Raw genomic sequence first — 22,121 nt, forward strand, 5'->3', positions numbered from 1 at the left:
CTCACCGCCCGGCCCACACGGCGGCCCGGCGCTCGGCGAACGCCCGGGCCCCCTCGGTGGCGTCGGCGGAGGCGAAGACCGGGTCGAACCACTCGTCCTGGCGGGCGAACGACTCCTCGTCGGGCCAGTCGGCGCTGCGCCGCACCACCTGCACGCTGGCCGCGACGGCGAGTGGCGCGTTCGCGGCGACGGTCTGAGCCAGCTCGATCGCGGCCTTGAGCGCGCCGCCGGGCGGGGTGATCCGGTTGACCAGCCCGTGCCCGGCCGCGCGTGGAGCGTCCAGCGGCGCGCCGGTCAGCACCAGCTCCATCGCGAGGGCGTAGGGGAGCCGGCGCGGGAGGCGGAACGCGCCGCCGCCGCGGGCGGTCAGGCCCCGGGTGACCTCGGGCAGCCCGAACCGGGCGTCCTCGGCCGCCACCACCAGGTCGCAGGCGAGCACCATCTCGAAGCCGCCGCCGAGCGCCCAGCCCTCCACCGCGGCCACGAGCGGCATCCGGGGCGGGGACTGCACGAACCCGGCGAACCCGCGGCCGGGCACGCTCGGGCGGCCCTGCTCCGGGAAGTCGCGCAGGTCCATGCCGGCGCTGAAGGTGCCCTCGGCGCCGGTGAGCACGGCCGCCCGTACCTCCGGATCGGCCTCGAGCCCGGCGAACGTCTCGGCGATGGTGTCGGCGGTGGCCCGGTTGATCGCGTTGCGCCGGTGCGGCCGGTTCACCGTGACGACCGCGACGTGCCCCTGGCGCTCGAGGAGGACGTCCATCAGCGCGGCGCCATGCGGATCGCGCCGTCGAGGCGGATCGTCTCGCCGTTGAGGTACCCGTTGGAGAGCATGTGTACGGCCAGCGCCGCGTACTCGTCGGGCTGCCCCAGCCGCCGCGGGTGCGGGACGCTGGCCGCGAGCCCGGCCCGCAGGTCGTCGCGCAGCCGCCCGAGCATCGGGGTGTCGAACACGCCGGGGGCGATGGTGTTGACCCGGATGCCCCGGCCGGCCAGGTCCCGGGCGGTGGTGATGGTGATGCCGTGCACGCCCGCCTTGGCCGCGGTGTACGACGCCTGCCCGATCTGGCCCTCGAACGCGGCCACGGACGCGGTCAGCACGCACGCGCCCCGCTCGCCGTCGACCGGCTCGGACTCGGCGATCGCGGCGGCGACCAGGCGCAGCACGTTGTAGGTGCCGACCAGGTTGACCCGCACCACCTCGGCGAAGCCCTCGATCGGGGCGGGCACCCCCTGCTTGTCCAGGATGCGCAGCCGGTCGCTGCCCCGCCCGGCGCAGTGCACCAGCCCGCGCACCGGGCCGCGCTGCCGGGCGACGTCCACGGCCGCCGCCATCTCCTCGGTGGAGGTGATGTCCGCGGCGACGAACGTCGCGGCCGGGCCGAGCGCCTTCGCCTCGGTCGTGCCCAGCTCGGCGGCGGTGGGCAGGTCGACCATCACCACGGTCGCGCCCTCGGCGACGAGCCGGCGCGCGGTGGCCAGGCCGAGGCCGGAGGCCCCGCCGGTCACCACCACTGTGGCCTTGTCCAGATTCACGATGCGTTCTCCTGCCGCCCATTTCACGATCGACCACTCGACCATTGCGGCTGACCCCGGATATGTCCAATACCCGTGCCCGCCGAATTGATAGGGGACGCCTATCGACCGCTTCCTTGACACCCATTTCCGGGCGGCTAACGTCGGTTTCGGTAAATGGTGCCGAAGTCGGGAGTGCGGCAGTGAGATCGTTGTCCTCGGTCGGGCCGGGCGACTGGCCCACCATCGGCGCGCACGCGTACCCGGACAATCCGGCGCTGCGGACCCCCGACGGCGTCGCGCTGACGTTCGCCGGCCTGGAGGCGCGGGCGTCGCGGCTGGCGGCGGCGCTGCTCGCGGCCGGGGTGGGCAAGGGGGAGCGGGTCGCGATCCTCGGCACCGACGGGGTCGGCTACGCGGTGACCCTGTTCGCCTCGCTCAAGGCCGGCACGGTCGGCGTGCCGCTGAACTTCCGCCTCGCCGGGCCCGAGCTGGCTTCCCTCACGGCCGTGGCCGACCCGGCGGTGCTGGTCATCGAGGCGCGGTACGCCCACCTGCTCGACCAGCTGCGCGCGGCCGCGCCGGGGCTGCGGCTGGTGCTGACGCTGGACCGGCCGCTGCCCGGGATCGCCACCGTCGAGGAGTTCGGCGCCTCCGGACCGGAGAGCCTGGCCGCCGCCACCGAGGACGACGACGTGCTGCTGTGGATGCTGACCAGCGGTACAACAGGGACTCCCAGAGTCGTCGCGCAGACCCAGCGGATGCTCAAGGCGAACACCGCCAAGGGCGTGCTGGAGCAGGGCTTTCAGCCGGGGGAGTGCCTGTATGCCGGCACCCCGCTGTTCCACGTGGCCGGAATGGGCTGGCTGTACTACGCGATCTCCCGCGGCGCCGCGCTCATGCTGCTGCCGCAGTTCGAGGCCGGCGCCGTGCTCGGCTGCCTGCGCGCCGGGACGGTGACCCGCTGCCTGCTCGTGCCCAGCATGGCCGTGGCGCTGCTGGACCACCCCGGCGCCGGACCGGTCCCGCAGTTGCGCAGCATCGCCTACGGCGGCTCGGCGATGCCGCCGGAGCTGGTCCGGCGGCTGATCGAGACGTTCGGCTGCGACCTGTACAACACCTTCGGGGCCGGCACCGAGGGCGGCGGGCAGACCATCCTGCGCCCGGCCGACCACCGCGCCGCGCTCGACGGCCGCCCGCACCTGCTCGGCTCGATCGGCCGGCCGATGTTCGGCGTCGACCTGCGGCTCTGCGACGCCGACGGGGCCGAGGTCGGGGTGGGCACGGTCGGCGAGATCCACACCCGCAGCGACACGGTGATGAGCGGCTACGTGGGGCGGCCCGACCTGACCGCGACCAAGGTCGTCGACGGCTGGATCCGCAGCGGGGACATGGCCTGGCGGGACGCCGAGGGCTACCTCTACCTGGCCGGGCGCAAGGACGACATGATCCTGCGGGGCGGCGAGAACATCTTCCCGGCCGAGATCGAGAACGTCCTCGTCGAGCACGCCGAGGTGGCCGAGGCGGCGGTGGTGGGGCTGCCGGACGAGCGCTGGGGCCAGATCGTGGTGGCCGCGGTGGTCGCCGCGCCCGGCCAGGCCCCCGACCCCGAGGTGCTGCGGGCGTACTGCCGGTCGCGCCTGGCCGGCTACAAGACGCCCGCCCGCATCGTGGTGATCGACGAGCTGCCGAAGAACGCGGCCGGCAAGACGCTGCGGACGGCCGTCGTGCAGCAGGTGGCGGCGTGAGTGACATTCGCGTGGAGCGGGCCGGCGACGTGCTCACGGTGACCATCGACCGGCCGCAGCGGCGCAATGCGATGACCTACGGGGCCTGGGACGAGCTCGGCGCGGCCCTGCGCGACGCCGCCGCGAGCGATGCCCGGGCGGTGGTCGTCACCGGTACCGGCGGCGCGTTCTGCAGCGGCGGCGACCTCGACGGCGGCGACCGCGCCCCGCACCCGACGGCCCAGCTCGCCGCGGTCGCCCGGACGTGTCAGGCCCTCGTGGCCATGCCGCAGCCGACGATCGCGCAGGTCGACGGGCTGGCCGCCGGGGCCGGCTTCGGACTGGCCCTCGCGTGCGACTTCGTGGTGGCCAGCAGCCGCGCGAGGTTCGGCACGATGTTCCTGGCCCGCGGCCTGTCGCCGGACTTCGCCACCTCGTGGCTGCTGCCCCGGCTGGTCGGGCTGCGGGTGGCCACCCGGCTGACGCTGCTGCCGGAGATCTTCGACGCCGCCCGGGCCCGCGAGCTCGGCCTGCTGGAGGACGTCGTCGAGCCGGACGAGCTGCCCGGGCACGTGGCCGCCCTGGCCGCGCGGCTGGCCGCGGGGCCGCCGGTCGCGATCCGGCTCACCAAGCAGCTGCTGCGCGACTCGTTCGCCCGCGGCGTCGAGGAGTCCCTGGCCGCGGAGACCATGGCCCAGTCGGTGAACCGGCTGTCGGCCGACGCGCAGGAGGGGATCGCGGCCTTCCGGGAGCGGCGGGCCGCGCGGTTCGAGGGGCGATGATGCCACGATGTTCGATGTGAAGGCTCCCGCAGTGCGTGCGGTCGCGGCTCCGGCGCAGCCGCGGACCCCGGCGCAGTACGACCGGCGCGACCGCGTGCTCGCGACCGCCTCGGCCCTGCTGACCACCGGCGGGGAGGACGCCCTGCAGATGAAGCGGGTCGCCGAGGACGCGCGGGTCTCCCTCGCGACCGTCTACCGGTACTTCCCGTCCAAGGACCACCTGCTGCTGGCCATGGCCCGGGCGCGCTTCGAGCGGGCCCTCGCCCGGGTCCAGCGCGGCGACATCGACCTGGACGGGACGACCCCCGGGCAGCGGGTCGGCGAGTACCTGCTGCGCGAGTTCGCCGCCCAGCAGCGCCAGCCGCACATCACCTCGGCCCTGGCCCGGGTGCTCGTCGGCACCAACCCGGACTACCGCGAGACGCACGACGAGGTCCAGCGGATGCACCTGCGGCTGCTGTGCGTGATCGCGCACGGTCACGACGGGGCCCCCGGCTACGAGGCCTGGATGGTGCTGCGGGTGGTGGCCGGCTGCTTCGGCTCGGCCACCCGCAACTGGATCGCGGGCCTGCTCTCGGCCGACGAGGCCCGCTTCGAGATCGCCCTCGCGTGCCGGCTGCTGGATCTCCCGCCGGCAGAACCGGTTCTTCCCGCTCCGTAACCACGATCGTCATCACTGCTCCTGACCAGCCACGATGCCCGCAACACGGATTTAACACAACCGTTGAAAACCAGACTCGATTCTGGAACACTCGCCCGCATCAACACCCGGCGATGATGCGTGAGGTGCGGGATGAGCAGCATCGAGGTCCGTCAGCTCGAGTACTTCCTGGCCGTCCACGACCACGGTGGCGTCACCCGCGCCGCGAAGGCCCTGCACCTGTCCCAGCCCTCGCTGTCCCAGGCGATCCGCAGCCTGGAGCGGCAGCTGCGCACCGACCTGTTCCTGCGCGTCGGGCGCGGGCTGGTGCTCTCCCCGGCCGGGCAGGCCCTCGTCGGCCCGGCCCGCCAGGTCGTGCGCTCCCTCGAACGCGCCCAGGCGGCCGTCACCCGGGTCCGCGAGCTGCACGCCGGGCAGGTCTCGATCGCGGCCGGGGCCGGGCTCGTGGCCGACCCGCTCGCGCCCTGGCTCGGCCGCTTCCGCCGCAAGTACCCCGACACGGTCGTGCGGGTCGAGGAGAGCGAGAGCGACGACGGCGTGGCCGAGCTGGTCCGCTCCGGCGACTGCGACCTCGGCCTGACCGCCGGCTCCATCGTCTGCGACGAGCTCGAGCAGCTGCTGGTCAGCGAGCAGCACGTGGTGCTCGTGGCGCCGCCCGGCACGCCCCGCGCGGCGGGCCCGGTGCCGCTGGAGCACCTCGCCGGCGTGCCGATGATCGCCGGTGACCGGCGCGGCCAGGCCTGGACCGACGTCGAGCGGGCGATGGCCGCCCGCGGGGTCGCCGCCGACGTCGTCGTCGAGGTCGCCCGCACCGCCTCCACCATCCCGCTCGTGCTGGCCGGCGTCGGCTCGACGTTCCTGACCCTGCGGCTGGCCATCGAGGCCCAGGCCCGCGGGGCCGTGGTGCAGGAGATCGCCCCGGCCCAGGTGCGCCGGCTGCGGCTGCTGCGCCGGCCCGGCGACCGCTCGGTCGGCGTCTCCGCGCTCAGCGACGTGATCCACGCCGACGCCCGCCGCTGGGTCGCCGCGCTGCAGGAGGAGCAGGACCGCGGACTGGGCCTGGTGGCCGCCGGCGCCGCGGTCGACGCCCGCATCCGCGACGCCCGCGCGGCCCGATCGGCGGCGGCCTAGAAAGCGACCGATACTTCCGCGCTATGGATGCAGTGGAAGTAGGTATGCGCTTCACCGAATCGAATGTTGACCACCGTTACCGGCGCCCGTGACGATGATTGCGAGCGCATTCCCGGGAATTGTTTTCGCCCCTTGGAGGAATTCGGTGGTCTCGACAATGAAAAGGCGCACGGCGCTCGCGGCGCTGGCCGCCCTGGCGCTTTTACCCCTCGCCGCGTGCGGCGATGACGACGACGGCTCCGCCGCCCCCGGAGCCGCCGGCGAGACGATGACGATCCGGCTGGGGTTCGCCGGTGCGGTGCTCTCGCCCGGCGCCGCCATGTACACCTCGCTCCCCGACGTGCTCGGCTTCTGGGCCGAGGACCACCTCAAGGTCGAGATCACCCGCATCGAGGGCACCGCCACGGCCCTGCAGGCGATGGTGGGCGACAAGGTCGACGTCGCGGTGGTCTCCGGCGAGGCGGTCATCCCCCCGGTCTCCGAGGGCCAGCCGTTCGTGATCCCCTACTCGCTGAGCCAGCGCGGCATCGTCACGATCGCCGCCCCTGAGGGCAACGGCGTCAACAGCCTGGCCGACCTCAAGGGCAAGAACATCGGCGTGCCGACCCTGGCCAGCGGCGCGGTCACGTTCACCAAGGCCGGCGCGGCCGACGCCGGCGTCGACCCGAACAGCCTCAAGTTCGTGGCGATCGGCACCGGCGCCCAGGCCGCCAACGCGGTCAAGAGCGGCCAGGTCCAGGCGATCGCCGACACCGACACCTCGATCGTGACCTACCAGCAGGCCGGCGCGAAGCTCAAGGTGCTCGACACCGCCGTGGCCGACAAGCTCGTCATCGGCGTGGTCGCCGCCACGACGAAGAACGTGATGACCAACAAGAAGGCGGCGCTGACCGCGTGGGCCCGCGGCGTGGCCAAGGCGACCGAGTGGATGCAGGCCAACCCCGAGGAAGCGGTCAAGCTGCACTACAAGAAGTTCCCGGACGCCAAGCCGGCCGGCGACGAGGCGGCCGCCGTGGCCACCGGCGTCGAGCAGGTCAAGGCCCGGCTGGTCAACGTCAAGGCGGCGGCCAACGGCGAGTACGGCTCGATCACCAGCGACCAGCTGACCTACATCATCAAGTACCTCACCGACAACGGGCAGCTCAAGAAGCCGGTCGAGGTCGGCGCGGTCTACGACGGCTCGCTCATCCCCGACATCAACAAGTTCGACAAGACGGCCGTGCGCGCCGTGAAGGTGCCAAGCTGATGGAGGTCGGCGTGACCATGCAAGCAAGCGGACCGGGCGCGGCCGTCGGCGCGGCGCCCGGGGTCGAGGTCCGCGGGGTGTCCAAGACCTTCCGCACCAATGCCGGTGACGTGGTCGCGCTGACCGACATCGACCTGGAGGTCCGGCAGGGTTCGTTCGTCTCCCTGGTCGGGCCGAGCGGCTGCGGCAAGTCCACCCTGCTGCGCATCGTCGCCGGGCTGGAGACCAGTAGCGGCGGCTCGACCAAGGTGGCGGGCACGCCGGTCGAGGGTCCCCGCCGCGACTTCGGGATGGTCTTCCAGCAGCCGGTACTGCTGCCCTGGCTGACCATCTTCAAGAACGTCATGCTGCCCGCGGACGTGGCCCGGGACCGCACGCCGGCGGCCCGCCAGCGCGCCGCGGACCTGCTGGAGCTGGTCGGGCTGGACGGCTTCCAGCACCGCTACCCGCGCGAGCTGTCCGGCGGCATGCAGCAGCGCGCCGCCCTCGTGCGGGCGCTGATGAGCCGGCCCAGCCTGCTGCTCATGGACGAGCCGTTCGGCGCGCTGGACGCCCTGACCCGCGAGACCATGAACGCCGAGCTGCTGCGGATCTGGTCGGAGACCGGCGCCACCACGCTGTTCGTGACCCACTCGATCGCCGAGGCGGTGTTCCTCAGCGACGTCGTGGTCGTGCTGTCCGGGCGGCCCGGGCAGATCCTCGACCGGGTCCCGATCGACCTGCCCCGGCCGCGCACCTTCGACGTCATGGAGTCGCCCGAGGCGGCCCGCCTGACCAACCACATCCGTGGGTACCTGCACGCCAGAGGAGCCGTGGGATGACCGTCACCGCCGCACCCCCCGCCGTGGCCCCGCCGGCCAAGCGGCCGCCCCGCTCGATCGTGCGCCGCCACCCCACGCTGATCGTCACCCCGCTCATCGCGCTCGTCGCGCTCGGCGCCTGGCTGCTCGCGGTCGACGTGTTCGAGGTCGAGTCGCTGATCCTGCCGCACCCGCTCGACGTGCTCGACGAGCTGTGGCTGATGGTCAGCAGCGCCGAGCTCTACCAGAACCTCTGGGTGACCGTGGTCGAGTTCGGGGTCGGCTTCGTGCTCGGCTCGGTCGCCGCGATCATCGTCGCCGCCGTGCTGGCCCGCATACCGGTGCTGGAGCGGGGCTTCTCGCCGTACATCATCGCCTTCCAGAACTTCCCCAAGATCGCCATCGCGCCGATGCTCATCACCTGGTTCGGCTTCGGCATGGCCCCCAAGATGGCCCTGGCGACCGTGCTCGCGTTCTTCCCCGTGTTCGTCAACGTCATCGTCGGGCTGAAGTCGTCCACCCGCGAGCAGCGCGACCTCATGCGGATGCTGCAGGCCTCGGAGTGGCAGACGTTCTGGAAGCTGCGGGTCAAGGTCGCGCTGCCGTTCATCTTCGCCGCGCTGCGGGTCGCCGCCGTGTTCAGCCTGCTCGGCGCGATCACCGGCGAGTTCATCAGCTCCTCGGAGGGGCTCGGGTACATGCTGCTCACGGCCAACGCCCAGCTGCACGTGGACGCGGTGTTCGCGCTGCTGATCGTGATGGCCGCGATCGGCCTGGCCGTGCACGCGCTGCTCGGCCTGCTCAACCGCAAGGTCATCTTCTGGGAGGACCACGACGAGCAGCGCCGGCCGATGGCGGAAGAGAGCGTCTGAGCCGATGCGCCGCACGTTGTTCGCGCCCGACCACGAGCAGTTCCGCCAGCTGGTCCGCACGGTTCTGGAACGTGAAGTCGTCCCCAATTACGAAGGGTGGCGCGAGGCCGGGATCGTGCCCCGCGACCTGTTCCGCACCCTCGGTTCCGTCGGCATCATGGGCTTCGCCCTGCCCGCCGAGCACGGGGGCGGCGGGTCCGACGACTACCGGTACAACGTCGTCATCCAGGAGGAGACCGCCCGGGCCGTCGTGACGCTGGGCGGGCTGCGCACCCACCTGGACATCGTCCTGCCGTATTTCCTCGCGTTCGCCGACGACGACCAGCGCGCCCGCTGGTTCCCCGGCCTGGCCTCCGGCGAGCTCTACACCGCGATCGCCATGAGCGAGCCCGGTGTCGGCTCCGACCTGGCCGGGATCAGCACCAGCGCGGTGCGCGACGGCGAGCACTACGTCGTCAACGGGGCCAAGACCTTCATCACCGGCGGCGAGCTGGCCGACCTCGTGGTCGTCGTGGTCCGCACCGGCCGCGACCCCGACGACCGCCGGGCCGGGCTGTCGCTGCTCGTCGTGGAGAAGGGCACGCCGGGCTTCACCGTCGGCCGGCGGCTGCACAAGATCGGACTGTCCACTCAGGACACCGTCGAGCTCGCCTTCGACGACGTGCGCGTGCCCGCCGGCAACCTGCTGGGCGCGGAGGGCACCGGTTTCGCCAAGCTCACCCACAACCTGGCCCAGGAGCGGCTCGCGATCGCCGTCGGGTCCGTCGCGCAGGCCGTCACCGCCCACGAGCAGACCATCCGGTACGTCCGGGAGCGCACCGTCTTCGGCCGCCCGCTCGCGCAGTTCCAGAACACCAAGTTCGAGCTCGCCGCGATGGCCGCCGAACTCGAGGCGGGGCAGGCACTGCTCGACGCGGCCGTGCGGGCGCACCTCGACGGCGAGCTCACCCCGGCCGACGCGGCCAAGACGAAGCTGTTCTGCACCGAGATGCAGGGCCGGGTCGTCGACCGCTGCCTGCAGCTGCACGGCGGCTACGGTTACGTGACGGAGTTCCCGATTGCCCGCATGTACGCCGACGCCCGGGTCACCCGCATCTACGGTGGAACCAGCGAGGTCCTGAAGACCATCATCAGCAAGTCGCTGGAGCTGTGAACGAATGCCGATCTACGCCCTTGGTTCCTTTGTCCCGTCCATCGACCCGTCCGCCTACGTCCACCCCGACGCCGTCGTGATCGGCCGGGTTCACCTCAAAGCGGACGCCTCCGTCTGGCCCGGCGCCGTGCTGCGCGGGGACAGCAACGACATCGTCGTCGGGGAGGGCACCAACATCCAGGACGGCTCGGTCGTACACGCGAACGACCTGCACCCGACGACGGTCGGCGCGCGCTGCGTCGTCGGGCACCTGGCCCACCTGGAGGGCTGCGCCATCGAGGACGGCGCCCTGATCGGCTCGCAGGCCGTCGTGCTGTCCGGGGCCGTCGTCGGCTCGGGCGCCCTCGTCGGCGCGGCCGCGCTGGTGCCGCCGCGGTTCGTGGTGCCGCCCCGCACCATGGCCCTCGGCGTGCCGGCGAAGATCCGGGACGAGGCCTACGACCCGGAGCTGCTGCGGCTCAACGCCACGCGGTACGTCGAGACGGCCCGGCTCTACCGCGACTCGCTCCGGCGGATCGGCTGAAAGGCGGTACCGATGCAGCAGCAGTTGCCGGCGCTGGACGGCATCCGCGTCATCGAGCTCGGCCAGCTCATCGCCGGGCCGTTCTGCGGCCAGCTCCTCGCCGATTTTGGGGCCGACGTCATCAAAGTGGAGCAGCCCGGCGAGGGCGACCCGATGCGCCACTGGGGACACAGCAAGGACGGCAAGTCGCTGTCGTGGAGCGTCATCGCCCGCGGCAAGCGCAGCGTCACCGCCGACCTCAAGTCCGACGCGGGCCGGGCGTTCCTGCGCGCGCTGGTCGCCGAGGCCGACGTGCTCGTGGAGAACTTCCGGCCCGGCACGCTGGAGCGGCTCGGCCTCGGCTGGGACGAGCTGTCGGCGGTCAACCCGCGGCTGATCCTGGTGCGGGTGAGCGGCTTCGGCCAGACGGGGCCGTACGCCTCGCGGGCCGGGTACGGCTCGATCGGCGAGGCCATGGGCGGCCTGCGGCATCTGGTCGGCGACCCGGACCGCCCGCCCAGCCGCACCGGACTGTCCATCGGGGACATGCTCGCCGGCATGCACGCCGCCTACGGCACGACCCTGGCCCTGCTGGCCCGCGAGCGCACCGGGGCCGGGCAGGTCGTCGACGTGTCCATCCTCGAGTCGGTGCTCGCCATGACCGAGGCCCTGGTGCCCGACTACGCCCTCGCCGGGGTGACCCGCGAGCGGTCCGGGGCGGTGCTGCCCGGAGTGGCACCGTCCAATGTGTACCCGACCGCGGACGGCGACTTCGTGCTCGTGGCGGCCAACCAGGACACGGTGTTCCGCCGGCTCGCCGTCGCGATGGGCCGGGCGGAGCTGGGGACGTCGGCCGAGTACGGCACCCACGTGGCCCGCGGCGAGCGCCAGCGGGAGCTCGACGACCTCATCGCGCAGTGGACGAGCAGGCACCAGTCGGGCGACCTGCTGGCGATCCTGGAGGAGCACGGGGTGCCGGCCGGGCGGGTGTACACGGCCCGGGACATGCTCGCCGACCCGCACTTCCAGGCCCGCGAGAGCATCGTGGCCGTGCCCGACCCGGACCTCGGCCGGATTCCGATGCAGAACGTCGCGCCGCGGCTGTCGGCGACCCCGGGGCGGATCCGGTGGAGCGGGCCGGACCTCGGCGCCCACGACGCCGAGGTCCGGGCGCTGCTACCGACCGAAGCAGCGCCGTAGCTCGGTGAGCTGGTAGAAGGCGCTGCCCTTGGCGATCGGGCGGCAGTTGGGCGGGAACGCGGTCTCCCGCTCGTTGTAGAACATGCGGACAAGGTACGTGTTGCCGTGGGTGTGGCCGTTGGAGTACAGGTCCCACTGGATGTTCGCCGCCATCGGGGCGACGGACGCGCCGCGCCACGGGTTGTTCTGGTACGTGTAGGGCTGCGGCAACGGCTGCGCCTTCGTGCTGCCGGGGAGCCGCAGCAGGACCGCGAGCGGCTCGACCTCCTCGGCGTGGGTGAAGCGCAGCACCGCACCCTTGTCGCTGGTGCCGTTCGCCTTCGCCTCGACCTGCGCGAACAGGTCGTCGAGCAAGGGCTGGGCCATCTTGTACGTGATGTCGCGCCCGGCGAAGGCCGGCCCGCTCTGGTAGAACTCCTCGGCGTCGTCGAGGTACGCGAGCCACGCCGCGTCCCCGTCCGGCAGGAACCGGCCGAGGTCCTGGTAGAACGCGGGCGCGACGCTGGCGAGCTCGAAGACCGAGCGGGCGAACGCGACCTGCTCCTCGGTGCTCAGCGTGGCCAGGAACGCCGGGGTGAACAGGCGGGCGTCGACGTGCCGGGCGACCTGGGCGGTGCGGGGCTGGCCGGCGATGCGCTCCAGCGTGGCCAGCAGGGCCGGGTCGTTGTCGGCGTACTCCTGGTAGTCGGCGTTCTGGGGCTGCTTGTGGAAGTACAGCAGATCCTTGTTCGTCACCGGCGCCTGGATCCGCCCGGCGAGGCGCGGGTCGCCGGCGACGAGGCCCTGGGTGAACGCGGTGGCGCTGTCCACCGCGCGGGTGACCCCGGAGGTCTGCACCTCGATCGGGCGCTGGTGCGCGTCGATGTCGGCGAAGAGGCGCGGCAGCCGCTGCTCCAGCCGCAGCGCGATGTCCCGCTGCTCCCGCTTGCCGCGCTCGGCCAGGTTGCCGTAGCCGATCGCGGCGCCGGACGCGAGCAGGGTCTGCACCTGCGGGCCGAGGTCGGCGCCGAGCCGGGTCAGCCCGCCCTGGCCCTGCGCCCGCTGGAGCACGGCCAGGACCGCGTCGCCGTCGTCGCTGTCGGACATGGCCCGCGACCCGTGCCGGCCCACCGTCTCGGTGAACACCGGCGCGAAGCCGCGGGGCACCGCCTGGTAGTCGCGCAGGCGTTCCTGCGGCTCGTACGGCGTCTTCGTCGTGTAGTTGGGCCGGTCGGAGCCGGCCCCGTGCGCCTGGGCGGCGCCGGAGGTCGCGGGGGCGACCAGGACGAGCAGGGTGAGGGCCAGCGCGGCGCCGGCTCGAGCGGTACGCGTCATGGCCCGTCACTCTGTCAATCCGCCCGGAACGCCAAGCGTGGCCGGGGTGGAACAACGGTGAACATCACTCGCTGGCCCGGCGCAGCACGGTGTAGACGGCCGCATCGACCTGCTCCACCTGCGTGAACCGGAACTCCCCCTGCTGGAACAGCCGGTCGCCCTCGCCCACCGCGACCGGGAAGGTGATCAGCCGGTACTCGTCGACCGCGTCCGCCGCCGCCAGCGCGCGCACCAGGCTGAGGCTGCCGATGACCACCACGTCCCGCACCTCGCGCTCGCGCACGGCCCAGGACACCGGGTCGCCGTCGATCGCCGCCGAGTTCTCCCAGGCCTCGGCGTCGATGCCGGTGCTCGTGGCGACGCGCTTGGGCACCCGGTTCATGAGCTTCGCGTACTCGCTGTCGCGCCCCGGCCAGACCTTCGAGAACGCCTCCCAGGTCCGCCGGCCGTACAGCTGCACGCCCTGCTCCATCCGCTCGCCGAGCCGGAACTTGTCGTCGGCCACCGGGCCCGAGCCGTACCGGAACGCCCAGCCGCCGTAGCTCGTCCCGCCGCGCCCGTCCGGGTCGGAGACCACGCCGTCGAGGGTCGCGAACTGGATCACCATGATGTCGCCCATGTTGGGGCTCCCTTCTCGTTGCCAGCACATACCGGCGCCGGTCGCGGAACTCATCGCCGTACTGTCGGGGAATGCAGTTCGAGGCGTACCGCGGTGATCTCCTGGCCCACTGCTACCGGATGCTCGGCTCCTTCGAGGAGGCCGAGGACCTGGTGCAGGAGACGCTGCTGCGAGCGTGGCGGGCCGCCGACCGCTACGACCCGCAGCGCGCCTCGGAGCGCACCTGGCTGCACCGCATCGCCACCAACGCGTGTCTCACGGCCCTCGAGGGCCGGGCCCGGCGGCCGCTGCCGAGCGGGCTGGGACCGGCCGGCGACGACCCGCACGCGCCGCTGACGCCGAGCCTCGACGTGCCGTGGCTGCAGCCGTTCCCCGACGCCCGCCTCGGCGACCCGGCCGACGCCGCCGACCAGCGCGCGGGACTGCGGCTGGCCCTGGTCGCCGCGCTGCAGGTGCTCCCGGCCCGGCAGCGGGCCGCGCTGGTGCTGCGCGAGGTGCTGCAGCTGTCCGCGGCCGAGGTCGCCGAGATCCTCGACAGCAGCGTGGCGTCGGTCAACAGCAGCCTGCAGCGGGCCCGGGCCACGCTGCGCCAGGCCGCGCCGGCCCTCGACGACCTGCGCGAGCCGGTCGACCCGGACGAGCGCGCGGTGATCGACCGCTACCTGAAGGCGTTCGAGGCGGCGGACGTGCCGGGCCTGACCCGCCTGCTCGCCGACGACGTGGTCCTGGAGATGCCGCCGGTGAACCTGTGGCTGGCCGGGCGGGCCCACTTCGGCGAGTTCATGGCCCGCGTGTTCGCCATGCGCGGGCCCGGCTGGCGGGCGGTCCCGATCTCCTGCAACGGCGCCCCGGCCCTCGCCGCCTACGCACCAGGCCTTCGTCCGCACTCGATTCAGGCCTTCACGGTGTACCGCGGGCAGATCCGAGCCTGCGTCACGTTCGTCGACCCGCGGCTGTTCGACTTGTTCGGGTTACAAAATTTGTAATCTGTTACTCTCGCCCCATGGATCCTCGACAACTCGGTGCAGCAGGCCCGCTCGTGTCCCCGATCGGGCTCGGCTGTGGCCCCATGTCCTCGTCCGCCAAGCCGGACGACGACACCGGCGTGGCCACGATCCGCGCGGCCGTCGACGCGGGCATCACGCTCATCGACACCGCCGACTTCTACGGCAACGGCCACAACGAGTGGCTCCTGCGCCGGGCCCTGCGCACCGGCGACCGCGAGCGCGTGGTCATCAGCGACAAGTTCGGCGGCCTGCGCGATCCCGCCGGCCGGTTCGTCGGCATCGACGCGCGTCCGGCGTACCTCAAGAGCGCCCTCGCGTACACGCTGCAGCGGCTCGGCACCGACTACATCGACATCTACCGGCCGTCGCGCCTCGATCCGGCGGTACCCATCGAGGAGACCGTCGGCGCGATCGCCGAGATGGTGCAGGCGGGCTGGGTCCGCCACATCGGCCTGTCCGAGGTCGGCGCGGACACCATCCGCCGCGCGCACGCCGTGCACCCGATCGCCGACGTCCAGCTCGAGTACGCGATCGTCACCCGCGGCATCGAGCGCTCGATCCTCGGCACCTGCCGCGAGCTCGGCATCGGCGTGACGGCGTACGGCGTCCTGGCCCACGGCCTGCTCACCGGCGCCTACACCGGCGGCGGCGAGGTCGGCCACCTGCCCCGCTTCAACGCCGAGAACCTGCCGGTGAACCTGGCCCTGGTGGAGCGGCTGCGCCCGATCGCCGAGCGCCTCGGCGCGACCATCGCCCAGCTGGCCGTGGCCTGGGTCCTGGCCCAGGAACCGTTCGTCGTCCCGCTCGTCGGCGCCAGCCGCCCGTCCCGCATCGCCGACGCCGTGGCGGCCGCGGAGCTGACCCTCACGGCCGCCGACCTCGCCGAGATCGAGGCCGCGATCCCCGCCGACGCCGTGGCCGGCACCCGGTACGCGGCACCGCTGATGGCCCTGCTCGACAGCGAGCGCTAGGGTCGCTCGCGTGCTGGACGCCGAGACCATCATGGTCGCCACCGAGGACGTGCTGCGCCGCTACGGCCCCGCCAAGGCGACGGTGGTGGACGTGGCGCGGGCGCTGGGCGTCAGCCATGCGGCGGTGTACCGGCACTTCCCGTCGAAGGCCGCCCTCCGAGAGGCGGTGGCCCGCCGCTGGCTGGCCCGCGGCTTCGGAGCCCTGACCGCGGCCGCCGACGACTCGCTGCCCCCGCCCGAGCGGCTGCGGGCCTGGCTGGTGGCGCTGTTCACCGAGAAACGCCGGGCGGCGGTCGAGGACCCCGAGCTGTTCGCCACGTACAAGGCCCTGGTCGAGGAGCACAGCGCGGCCGCGGCCGAGCACGTCGAGGCGCTGCTGGCGCTCCTGACGGGCATCATCGCCGGGTTCGAGGTCCCGGACCCGGCGGCGACGGCGCGCACGGTCTTCGAGGCCACGTCGTCCTTCCACCACCCGGCCCACGCGGGGGAGTGGCGCCGTCCGGACCGCGACTCCCTGCTGGACGACGTGTGCACGCTGCTCCTCGCCGCGCTCACCCGGCCGGTGTGATCCGGGCTCCCTCCCGGGCCGGGGAGGATCGGCCCCGTGCGCAGCGCCCGGGCGATGGTCGCGCCCCTCGCCCTGGCCCAGTTCATCTGCAGCTACGCGGGCACGGCGATGAACGTCGCCATCGCCCCGATGGCCCGCGACCTGCACACCTCCGTCTTCGGGATCCAGGCGACCATCACGCTGTTCACGCTGACCATGGCGGCGCTGATGATCCCGGGCAGCAAGCTCACCGACGTGTGGGGGCGCAAGCGGTGCCTGGTGGCGGGGCTCGTGCTGTACGGCCTCGGCGCCCTGCTGGCCGCGCTCGCACCCGGCCTCGGCGTGATGATCGTCGGCAACGCGCTGCTGGAGGGCGTCGGCTCGGCGCTGATGATCCCGCCGATCTACATCCTCATCACGGTCGTGTTCCCCGACGTCGCCACCCGGGCGAAGTGGTTCGGCGTCGTCAGCGGCGCCGGCGCCCTCGGCGCGGCCACCGGCCCGCTCATCGGCGGCGTGATCACCAGCCTGCTCAGCTGGCGGGCGTCCTTCCTGCTGCAGGTGCTCGTCATCGGCTGGATCATCGTGCTGATCCGCCGCCTGCCCGACCCGCCGCGCCCGGGCCCGGCGCCGCGCTTCGACGTGGCCGGGGCGCTGCTGTCCGCCGCCGGGCTGCTGCTCGTGGTCCTGGGCGTGCTGCAGACCTCGACCTACGGCTGGGGCGCGGCCCGGACCGACTTCACCGTCGCCGGGCACGTCGTCATCCCCGCGGGCGGCGTCTCCCCCGTCTGGCCGGTGCTCGCCCTGGGCGCGCTGACCCTGGCCGCGTTCGTCCTGCACCTGCGCCGCACCGAGCGCAAGGGCCGGGAGCCGCTGCTGCACCTGCGCCTGTTCGGCGACCGGGCGGCGAACCTGGGCCTGGGCACGCAGGCGGTGCAGTGGCTCGTCATGCAGGGCATGTTCTTCGTCGTCGCGGTGTACCTGCAGGACGCCCTGGGCTACGACGCCATCCGCACCGGCCTGGTGCTCACCCCGGCCACGGCCGGCATCCTGGTCGCCTCGGCGGTCGCCGGCCGCCTGGCCCGCAACCGCACCCAGCGCACCCTGGTCGTCGGCGGCTTCGTGCTGACCCTGGCCGGCATGGTACTGCTGCTCTTCCTCGCCCCGTCCGGCTTCCTGGGGACCGTACCCGGCCTGCTGCTCGGCGGCCTGGGCCTCGGCACCATGCTCACCGCGTCGGTGAACCTGGTGCAGTCCTCGTTCCCGGACCGCGACCAGAGCGACATCTCGGGCCTGTCCCGCGCGGTGTCCAACCTCGGCTCCTCGCTCGGCACCGCCCTGGCCGGCTCGGTGATCGTGTCGGCCGCCCACCCCGGCGGCCGGCCGTACGCCGCGTCGCTCTCGGTCCTCGTCGTCGTGGCGGTGCTCGGCCTCGTCCTGGCCATCCTGCTGCCCCGCGGGGCCGGCCCGTCCCCGTAACACCCCACGCGGGTTCGCCCGCGGGGCGCCGCGCTCTGCCCGTCCGATCGATGTGTTCCGGCAGGCACACTGCGTAACTTCGCCCAATGAACCGGCCGTACGCGTTGCCCGTGCTCGTCGTGCTGCTCGCCTTCGTGGCCGGCGCGGCGGCGAGCGCGACCAGGGTCGCGCCCGCGAGCAACCGCGACGCGCAGGTGAGCGAGGACTTCGCGGACCCTGGCTGGGCGACCGACCCGGTCCAGCGGCCGCGCGAGGTGACCATGGAGGTCGCGCTCGACGGGCGGGCCGATCACCCCGAGATGACGATCGCGTACGAGGTTCGGCTGGGCGTCGGCGATCCGCTGCTCAAATCCGTACCCGACGGCCCGTCGCTCGGCCGGTACCTGGCCGGCGGTCCCGTCAACCTGCCGGTCACGGTCGAGCGGTCCGGCCCGACCGGCCCGGGAAAGCTCCGGTTCGGGTACACCGGCCGCGAGCACCGCTGGGTCTCGCTCGGTGACCGCGGCCTGCTGAGCCCGGCGGCCCGGGCCACCACCCGCTGGCTCACCGTGCGGACCGGCCCGGCCGTCCTGATCGGCGTGCGGCCCGCCCCGAACCTGCAGCAGGCACGGTTCGCCGCCATCACCGGCAGCCCGGTCGGCGTGGACCTGACGCTGGCCGACGACGAGGCCGGCGCGGACGCGATGAACGCCCCGGCGAGCCCGTCCGGCTTCGTCGCCGGCTGGCTCCGGGCGGTCTTCGACCGGACGGCGTGGCTGATTGTCGTGCTGGTGCCGGGGTGGGTGCTGGTGGCGCGGGTCCGGCGCGTGCGCGACCGGTTCGCCGAGGTCGTGCGCGCGGCGGGCGTTGCGGTGGCTGTCCTGGCCGGCCTGGCCTGGCTCGAGACGGCGCTGCTGTCGCTGCCGGTCCCGATCATGTTCAGGCTGGCGAATTCCGACCTGATCGAGCTGGACGTCGTGGTCGGGCTCGCCGTGCCGCTCGCCGCCGCGGGCGCGGTGTTCGCCGCGCGCCGCCGGGACGCCGAGCCGGCGGAGCCGCCCCGCAGCGGCACCGCCGTGCTGCTGATCGGCGCCGGGTCGCTCGGGGCCGGGGCGGTCGCGATGAGGGCCGCGACCGGGACGCCGGCCGGCAGCGGGGCATGGGCGGGGCCGGCCGCCATGCTGCTGTTGCTGCTGTTCCCGGCTGCCGTTGCCGGGTTCGAGGTCGGGCGGTGGCGGGGGGTCGCGGCGGTGCTGTGGACCGCCGGGCTCGCCGCTTTCGTCGGTGCCGGCGGATCGTGGCTCGCCCTGCCGAATACGCTGCGGCTGACGCTGGCCGGGCTGGCGGCGGCCGGGAGCGTCGCTTTGGCGGTACCGCTGCCGCTCTGGGCCCGGGCCGGGGTGCTGCTCGGCGGCCTGGCGTCGGTGCCGGTGCTGCTCGCGCTCGCCGACCTGCCCACGTTCCTGGTGTTCTACCAGGCATCCACGCCGACGCTCGCCACGCCGCTGGCCCGGTTGGTCGCGGTGGGGCTGGGCGCCGCCGCGCTCGTCCACCTGCACAAGGCCGGGCGGTGGGGGCGGGCCCTGGGCTCCCGGAGCGTGCTGGCGGCCGCGCTCGCCCTGGCCGTGATCGCGGCAACGGATCCGTTCCCGTTCGGACCGCTGCATGTCGCCGCAGTGCTCTGGCTCGTCGTCGCCTGGCGGTGGCTGGTGCCTGTCGACGAGCGCCTGCGCGCGGCGGGGCTGGCGAGCGTCGGCGCCGAGCGGCATCGCGAACTCGTCGGGGCGGAGCTGCGGCGGCGGCTGGCCGCGGTGACCGCGTTCGAGCTGTTCCGGCGGGCGCCCGGAAAGCTCGGGGCGGGCGAGGACCAGCTCGCCCGGTACGAGCGGGCCCAGCTGGAGCTGGACGAGGCGGCGTGGCGGCCGGCGGCGACATCGGAGATCACCGTGGCCGATGCGTTCTCGACCGGCGGCGGGCGGGCGCCGTGGGCCAACGCGGTGCGGGCGTTCGGCTATGCGCTGCCGATCGGCCTGCTGTTCGCCGGCTACGAGCTGTTCGCGATCCTGGCGCCGGTCGACGCGGCCGAGCTGATGCCGTACCGGACCGTGGCCGACCTGGTGGCGATCGGGGCGCACCTCGGCCGCTGGTTCGTCTACGCGCTGCTGTTCGGCTACCTGTATCCGCTGCTGCGCGGGGACAACCCGGTGGCGAAGGCGGCGGCGTTCGGGGTGGCACTGCTCGGGGTCGAGGTGCTGCCGATCCTCGACCTGCCCGCGGGCGGGCGGGCCGAGTCGTCGGTGCTGGACCCTGCGTCGGGCAAGGACCTCGCCATCGCGGTGCTCATCCGGGCCGGGCAGCTCGTCATGCTGCTGGGCGGGCTTGCGCTGCTGTGGGAGCGGTGGCTGACGCGGGCGGCCGGGTACTCGTGGGACCGCGTGCGCAACGTGCGCAGCGTGCGGTCCCTGGCCGCGCCGGTCGGGACGATCCTGGTGTCGGTGCTGACGACGGCGGGGACGGCGCTCGCAGGTGCCGCCGTCGCCGGGCTGCTCAGCACCGGGCCGGGGCCGGCCGCCGATCCGCCGGGCGGTTCGCCACCGGCGGCCACGCCGAAGTAGCTACGTCTCGATCCTGGAGACGGCGCGCAGTCGCAGCGCGAACGCCACCTCGCCGGCGCCGACCAGGACCGCGCCGATGCCGCTGATCAGGACCAGCGTGGTCAGGGACGGGCCGGGCCACAGCATGAACGCCAGGCCGATCAGCACCGAGGCGAAGCCCAGCACCGACAGCCAGCCGCGGACCGTCCCGCGGGCCGGCATCGCGATCAGCAGCAGGGCGAAGCCGCTCAGCAGCCAGGCCAGGCCCAGGAGCGTCGCCAGCACCACCACGCCGCCGTTCGCGTTGCGCAGGCAGGTGATGCCGGCGGCCAGGAGTACGGCCGCCATCACCCCCGCCAGGACGCGCCTGGAGGAACTGGTGTCGGAGCGGATGGCGGTGACCGCGCGGACCACCGCGAGGACGATCAGCCAGACGCCGGCCACGATGCCGAGCAGGCGCAGGGTCTGGCCCGGCCACGCCAGCACGGCCAGGCCGAACAGGACGGTGGCGATGCCGAGCAGCAGCACCTGCAGGAACGGTTCGTCGGAGAGGGCCGACGACCGGGTGCCACGTCGATACCAGTGCGTGGTCGCCATGTGTCCACGATTCGGCCCCCGCCCGGTCCGGCGCTCACCTGACCGGCATGAACCCGGCGCTAGAGGCCCATCAGGTCGAGGATCGCCCGGGCGAGGCCGGGCGGCGGGGCGTCCGCCACGAGGTGCGGCATCGTCAGGCGCCGCACGTCGGGCAAGGCGGCCCCGATGAGGGCGAGCCGGACCACCGTTCCCGGGTGGTCCAAAGCCAGCCGGAGGGCGACCCGCGCGCCGAGGTCGTGGCCGACGGCGGTGAAGCGGTCGTAGCCGAAGTCGCCCATCACGTCGAGGGCGTCGCGGGCCATCGTCCGGTCCGGGAACTCGGCGCCGCGCAGTTGCGGGCGGACGACCGTGACCCGGGCCGCGAGGGCGAGAGCGAGGTCCGAAGGGCCGTGCAGCAGCAGGAGCGGCGGGCCGGCGCCGCCGAAGGTCACGAGCAGGTCGGCGTCGCCGACGTCGATGTGGCGCTCGCGGAAGGGCATCGGCGGAACGGTACCGGCCGCCCCGGGATGCGGGTCCCGGGGCGGCCGGCGGCGAGTTAGTTGTTCTCGACGATGGTCTTGCCGCCGGAGGCGTAGTAGCCCGACTGGCACAGCGCCTTCGAGGTGCCGCCGATCACGGCGCGGGGGCCGTTGAGCACGTACGAGGAGCCGCTGCCCATCGGCTTGCAGGTGGTCTGGGCGTGCAGGTGGAAGGTCGACGGGTACCCGGTGCACGGGCCGCCGCGGTAGCCGCGGCCGGAGTCCGTGTAGGCCCCGCTGCAGCCGGCGGCGAAGGCCGGGGTCTCGGTGACGACGAGACCGCCGGCGCCGACGGCGGCGATGACGGCGGCGACTCGCAGCGCCTTGTTCAGCTTGCGCATAAGTGGTTCCTCTCGTTCGTGGGGAACGGGCCCGGCCAAGGTAAACGCTCTCTCGATCATCGGGCAAGGCTTATACACGCCGATATCTATTCTTGCCGCAAGTTCGACTGAGACAAATCTCGCGGGACCTAAACCGGCAGCTCAACGCTTCGTACGTGTGTTGAACTAAGTCGCGGCGATACATGGCAAATTCGGTCAAGACGGTGTGAAAGCGCTCTCTCGCTATCGCCGGGAAACGTATGAGTAGGCGCGGCGTAGTTCGTTGGTAGCGGGTCGTGGCACCGTGCGGCCCACCACCCGACGTACCGAAAGGGAGACGACATGCGGAAGATCGCCGATCGGCTGCTGGCACTGATCGTGCCCGCCGCTCCGGTCGCCGCGGGCTGCAGCACCTCAACCTGGTGCACCGAATGCCCGGCGCCGCGCAAGTACCTCGACATCAAGCACACGCGCACGTGCTGCCTGAACGAGGGCTGCACCACCACGTCCACGTCCTGCGGCTACTACTGCTGATCGGTTCTTGGACCAGCGGGGCGCGCCGGCCTCACACGGCGCGCTCCGCGTCCCTT

General features: G+C 73.3%; 23 protein-coding genes. 16 read left to right on the forward strand and 7 right to left on the reverse strand.

Going from position 1 to position 22,121, the window contains the following annotated elements; genetic code table 11:
• Position 1 precedes the first annotated feature (1 nt).
• Together ACQPZ4_RS21455 and ACQPZ4_RS21460 are read right to left on the reverse strand one after the other, a co-directional pair.
• Positions 2 to 760: a crotonase/enoyl-CoA hydratase family protein gene (locus ACQPZ4_RS21455; RefSeq protein ID WP_433063925.1), complete on the reverse strand. Its 759-nt coding sequence runs from the start codon at positions 758 to 760 to the stop codon at positions 2 to 4.
• Positions 760 to 1,533 (reverse strand): SDR family NAD(P)-dependent oxidoreductase, encoded by a 774-nt coding sequence (locus ACQPZ4_RS21460; RefSeq protein WP_433063928.1) that lies wholly within the window; start codon positions 1,531 to 1,533, stop codon positions 760 to 762. The genes ACQPZ4_RS21455 and ACQPZ4_RS21460 overlap by 1 nt, the downstream gene beginning before the upstream one ends.
• 182 nt (positions 1,534 to 1,715) lie before the next feature.
• Between ACQPZ4_RS21460 and ACQPZ4_RS21465 the strand changes: the two genes are divergently transcribed.
• The 10 genes from ACQPZ4_RS21465 (at position 1,716) to ACQPZ4_RS21510 (ending at position 11,586) form a co-directional block, all read left to right on the forward strand.
• Entirely contained in the window at positions 1,716 to 3,260 is a 1,545-nt protein-coding gene (locus ACQPZ4_RS21465) for a class I adenylate-forming enzyme family protein (RefSeq protein ID WP_433063931.1), read from the forward strand.
• Entirely contained in the window at positions 3,257 to 4,021 is a 765-nt protein-coding gene (locus tag ACQPZ4_RS21470) for an enoyl-CoA hydratase/isomerase family protein (protein WP_433063934.1), read from the forward strand. The genes ACQPZ4_RS21465 and ACQPZ4_RS21470 overlap by 4 nt, the downstream gene beginning before the upstream one ends.
• A gap of 16 nt (positions 4,022 to 4,037) precedes the next feature.
• A complete protein-coding gene (locus ACQPZ4_RS21475) occupies positions 4,038 to 4,682 on the forward strand; it encodes a TetR/AcrR family transcriptional regulator (protein WP_433063937.1) in 645 nt (214 codons plus the stop codon).
• Positions 4,683 to 4,814: 132 nt separating this feature from the next.
• On the forward strand, positions 4,815 to 5,813 hold the full coding sequence (locus ACQPZ4_RS21480; protein ID WP_433063940.1) for a LysR family transcriptional regulator: 999 nt from the start codon (positions 4,815 to 4,817) through the stop codon (positions 5,811 to 5,813).
• Positions 5,814 to 5,970: 157 nt separating this feature from the next.
• Positions 5,971 to 7,059: an ABC transporter substrate-binding protein gene (locus tag ACQPZ4_RS21485; protein WP_433063942.1), complete on the forward strand. Its 1,089-nt coding sequence runs from the start codon at positions 5,971 to 5,973 to the stop codon at positions 7,057 to 7,059.
• Positions 7,060 to 7,076: 17 nt separating this feature from the next.
• The gene (locus ACQPZ4_RS21490; protein ID WP_433066600.1) at positions 7,077 to 7,880 is read left to right on the forward strand and encodes an ABC transporter ATP-binding protein; all 804 of its coding nucleotides are present in this window, start codon (positions 7,077 to 7,079) and stop codon (positions 7,878 to 7,880) included.
• On the forward strand, positions 7,877 to 8,731 hold the full coding sequence (locus ACQPZ4_RS21495) for an ABC transporter permease (protein ID WP_433063945.1): 855 nt from the start codon (positions 7,877 to 7,879) through the stop codon (positions 8,729 to 8,731). Before ACQPZ4_RS21490 ends, ACQPZ4_RS21495 begins: the two co-directional genes overlap by 4 nt.
• Before the next feature lie 4 nt (positions 8,732 to 8,735).
• Positions 8,736 to 9,884, forward strand: coding sequence for an acyl-CoA dehydrogenase family protein (locus ACQPZ4_RS21500; RefSeq protein ID WP_433063948.1), 1,149 nt, complete (start codon positions 8,736 to 8,738; stop codon positions 9,882 to 9,884).
• A gap of 4 nt (positions 9,885 to 9,888) precedes the next feature.
• Positions 9,889 to 10,407 carry a gamma carbonic anhydrase family protein gene (locus ACQPZ4_RS21505; RefSeq protein WP_433063951.1) on the forward strand — a complete coding sequence of 173 codons (519 nt, stop codon included), beginning with the start codon at positions 9,889 to 9,891 and terminating at the stop codon, positions 10,405 to 10,407.
• A gap of 12 nt (positions 10,408 to 10,419) precedes the next feature.
• On the forward strand, positions 10,420 to 11,586 hold the full coding sequence (locus tag ACQPZ4_RS21510) for a CaiB/BaiF CoA transferase family protein (protein ID WP_433063954.1): 1,167 nt from the start codon (positions 10,420 to 10,422) through the stop codon (positions 11,584 to 11,586).
• On the opposite strand, the gene ACQPZ4_RS21515 is transcribed toward ACQPZ4_RS21510, so the two are convergent.
• Together ACQPZ4_RS21515 and ACQPZ4_RS21520 are read right to left on the reverse strand one after the other, a co-directional pair.
• Positions 11,563 to 12,900 (reverse strand): histidine-type phosphatase, encoded by a 1,338-nt coding sequence (locus ACQPZ4_RS21515; RefSeq protein ID WP_433063957.1) that lies wholly within the window; start codon positions 12,898 to 12,900, stop codon positions 11,563 to 11,565. The two genes, ACQPZ4_RS21510 and ACQPZ4_RS21515, sit on opposite strands and share 24 nt — an antisense overlap.
• Before the next feature lie 64 nt (positions 12,901 to 12,964).
• Positions 12,965 to 13,519 (reverse strand): dihydrofolate reductase family protein, encoded by a 555-nt coding sequence (locus tag ACQPZ4_RS21520; protein ID WP_433063960.1) that lies wholly within the window; start codon positions 13,517 to 13,519, stop codon positions 12,965 to 12,967.
• Positions 13,520 to 13,590: 71 nt separating this feature from the next.
• On the opposite strand from ACQPZ4_RS21520, the gene ACQPZ4_RS21525 reads away from it, so the two are divergent.
• From ACQPZ4_RS21525 to ACQPZ4_RS21545, 5 genes are all read left to right on the forward strand, one after another.
• On the forward strand, positions 13,591 to 14,505 hold the full coding sequence (locus ACQPZ4_RS21525) for a sigma-70 family RNA polymerase sigma factor (protein ID WP_433063963.1): 915 nt from the start codon (positions 13,591 to 13,593) through the stop codon (positions 14,503 to 14,505).
• 17 nt (positions 14,506 to 14,522) lie between these two features.
• Positions 14,523 to 15,497: an aldo/keto reductase gene (locus ACQPZ4_RS21530; RefSeq protein WP_433063965.1), complete on the forward strand. Its 975-nt coding sequence runs from the start codon at positions 14,523 to 14,525 to the stop codon at positions 15,495 to 15,497.
• Positions 15,498 to 15,507: 10 nt separating this feature from the next.
• A complete protein-coding gene (locus ACQPZ4_RS21535; RefSeq protein WP_433063968.1) occupies positions 15,508 to 16,065 on the forward strand; it encodes a TetR family transcriptional regulator in 558 nt (185 codons plus the stop codon).
• A 36-nt stretch (positions 16,066 to 16,101) separates the two neighbouring features.
• Positions 16,102 to 17,523, forward strand: coding sequence for an MFS transporter (locus ACQPZ4_RS21540; protein ID WP_433063971.1), 1,422 nt, complete (start codon positions 16,102 to 16,104; stop codon positions 17,521 to 17,523).
• 86 nt (positions 17,524 to 17,609) lie between these two features.
• Positions 17,610 to 20,117 carry a hypothetical protein gene (locus ACQPZ4_RS21545; RefSeq protein ID WP_433063973.1) on the forward strand — a complete coding sequence of 836 codons (2,508 nt, stop codon included), beginning with the start codon at positions 17,610 to 17,612 and terminating at the stop codon, positions 20,115 to 20,117.
• Here the strand turns inward: ACQPZ4_RS21545 and ACQPZ4_RS21550 are convergent, their stop codons facing one another.
• The 3 genes from ACQPZ4_RS21550 to ACQPZ4_RS21560 are packed head-to-tail and all read right to left on the reverse strand — an operon-like array spanning position 20,118 to position 21,552.
• Positions 20,118 to 20,693, reverse strand: coding sequence for an HdeD family acid-resistance protein (locus ACQPZ4_RS21550; protein ID WP_433063976.1), 576 nt, complete (start codon positions 20,691 to 20,693; stop codon positions 20,118 to 20,120).
• A 59-nt stretch (positions 20,694 to 20,752) separates the two neighbouring features.
• Complete coding sequence (locus tag ACQPZ4_RS21555) at positions 20,753 to 21,172, reverse strand: alpha/beta fold hydrolase (protein ID WP_433063979.1); 420 nt, start codon at positions 21,170 to 21,172, stop codon at positions 20,753 to 20,755.
• Between the two features lie 56 nt (positions 21,173 to 21,228).
• On the reverse strand, positions 21,229 to 21,552 hold the full coding sequence (locus ACQPZ4_RS21560; RefSeq protein ID WP_433063982.1) for a hypothetical protein: 324 nt from the start codon (positions 21,550 to 21,552) through the stop codon (positions 21,229 to 21,231).
• Positions 21,553 to 21,873: 321 nt separating this feature from the next.
• Here ACQPZ4_RS21560 and ACQPZ4_RS21565 point away from each other — a divergent pair, with 321 nt between their 5' ends.
• On the forward strand, positions 21,874 to 22,065 hold the full coding sequence (locus ACQPZ4_RS21565) for a hypothetical protein (RefSeq protein ID WP_433063985.1): 192 nt from the start codon (positions 21,874 to 21,876) through the stop codon (positions 22,063 to 22,065).
• Positions 22,066 to 22,121: the final 56 nt, after the last annotated feature.

It is taken from the genome of Dactylosporangium sp. CS-033363 (assembly GCF_050942475.1).
Lineage (GTDB): Bacteria > Actinomycetota > Actinomycetes > Mycobacteriales > Micromonosporaceae > Dactylosporangium.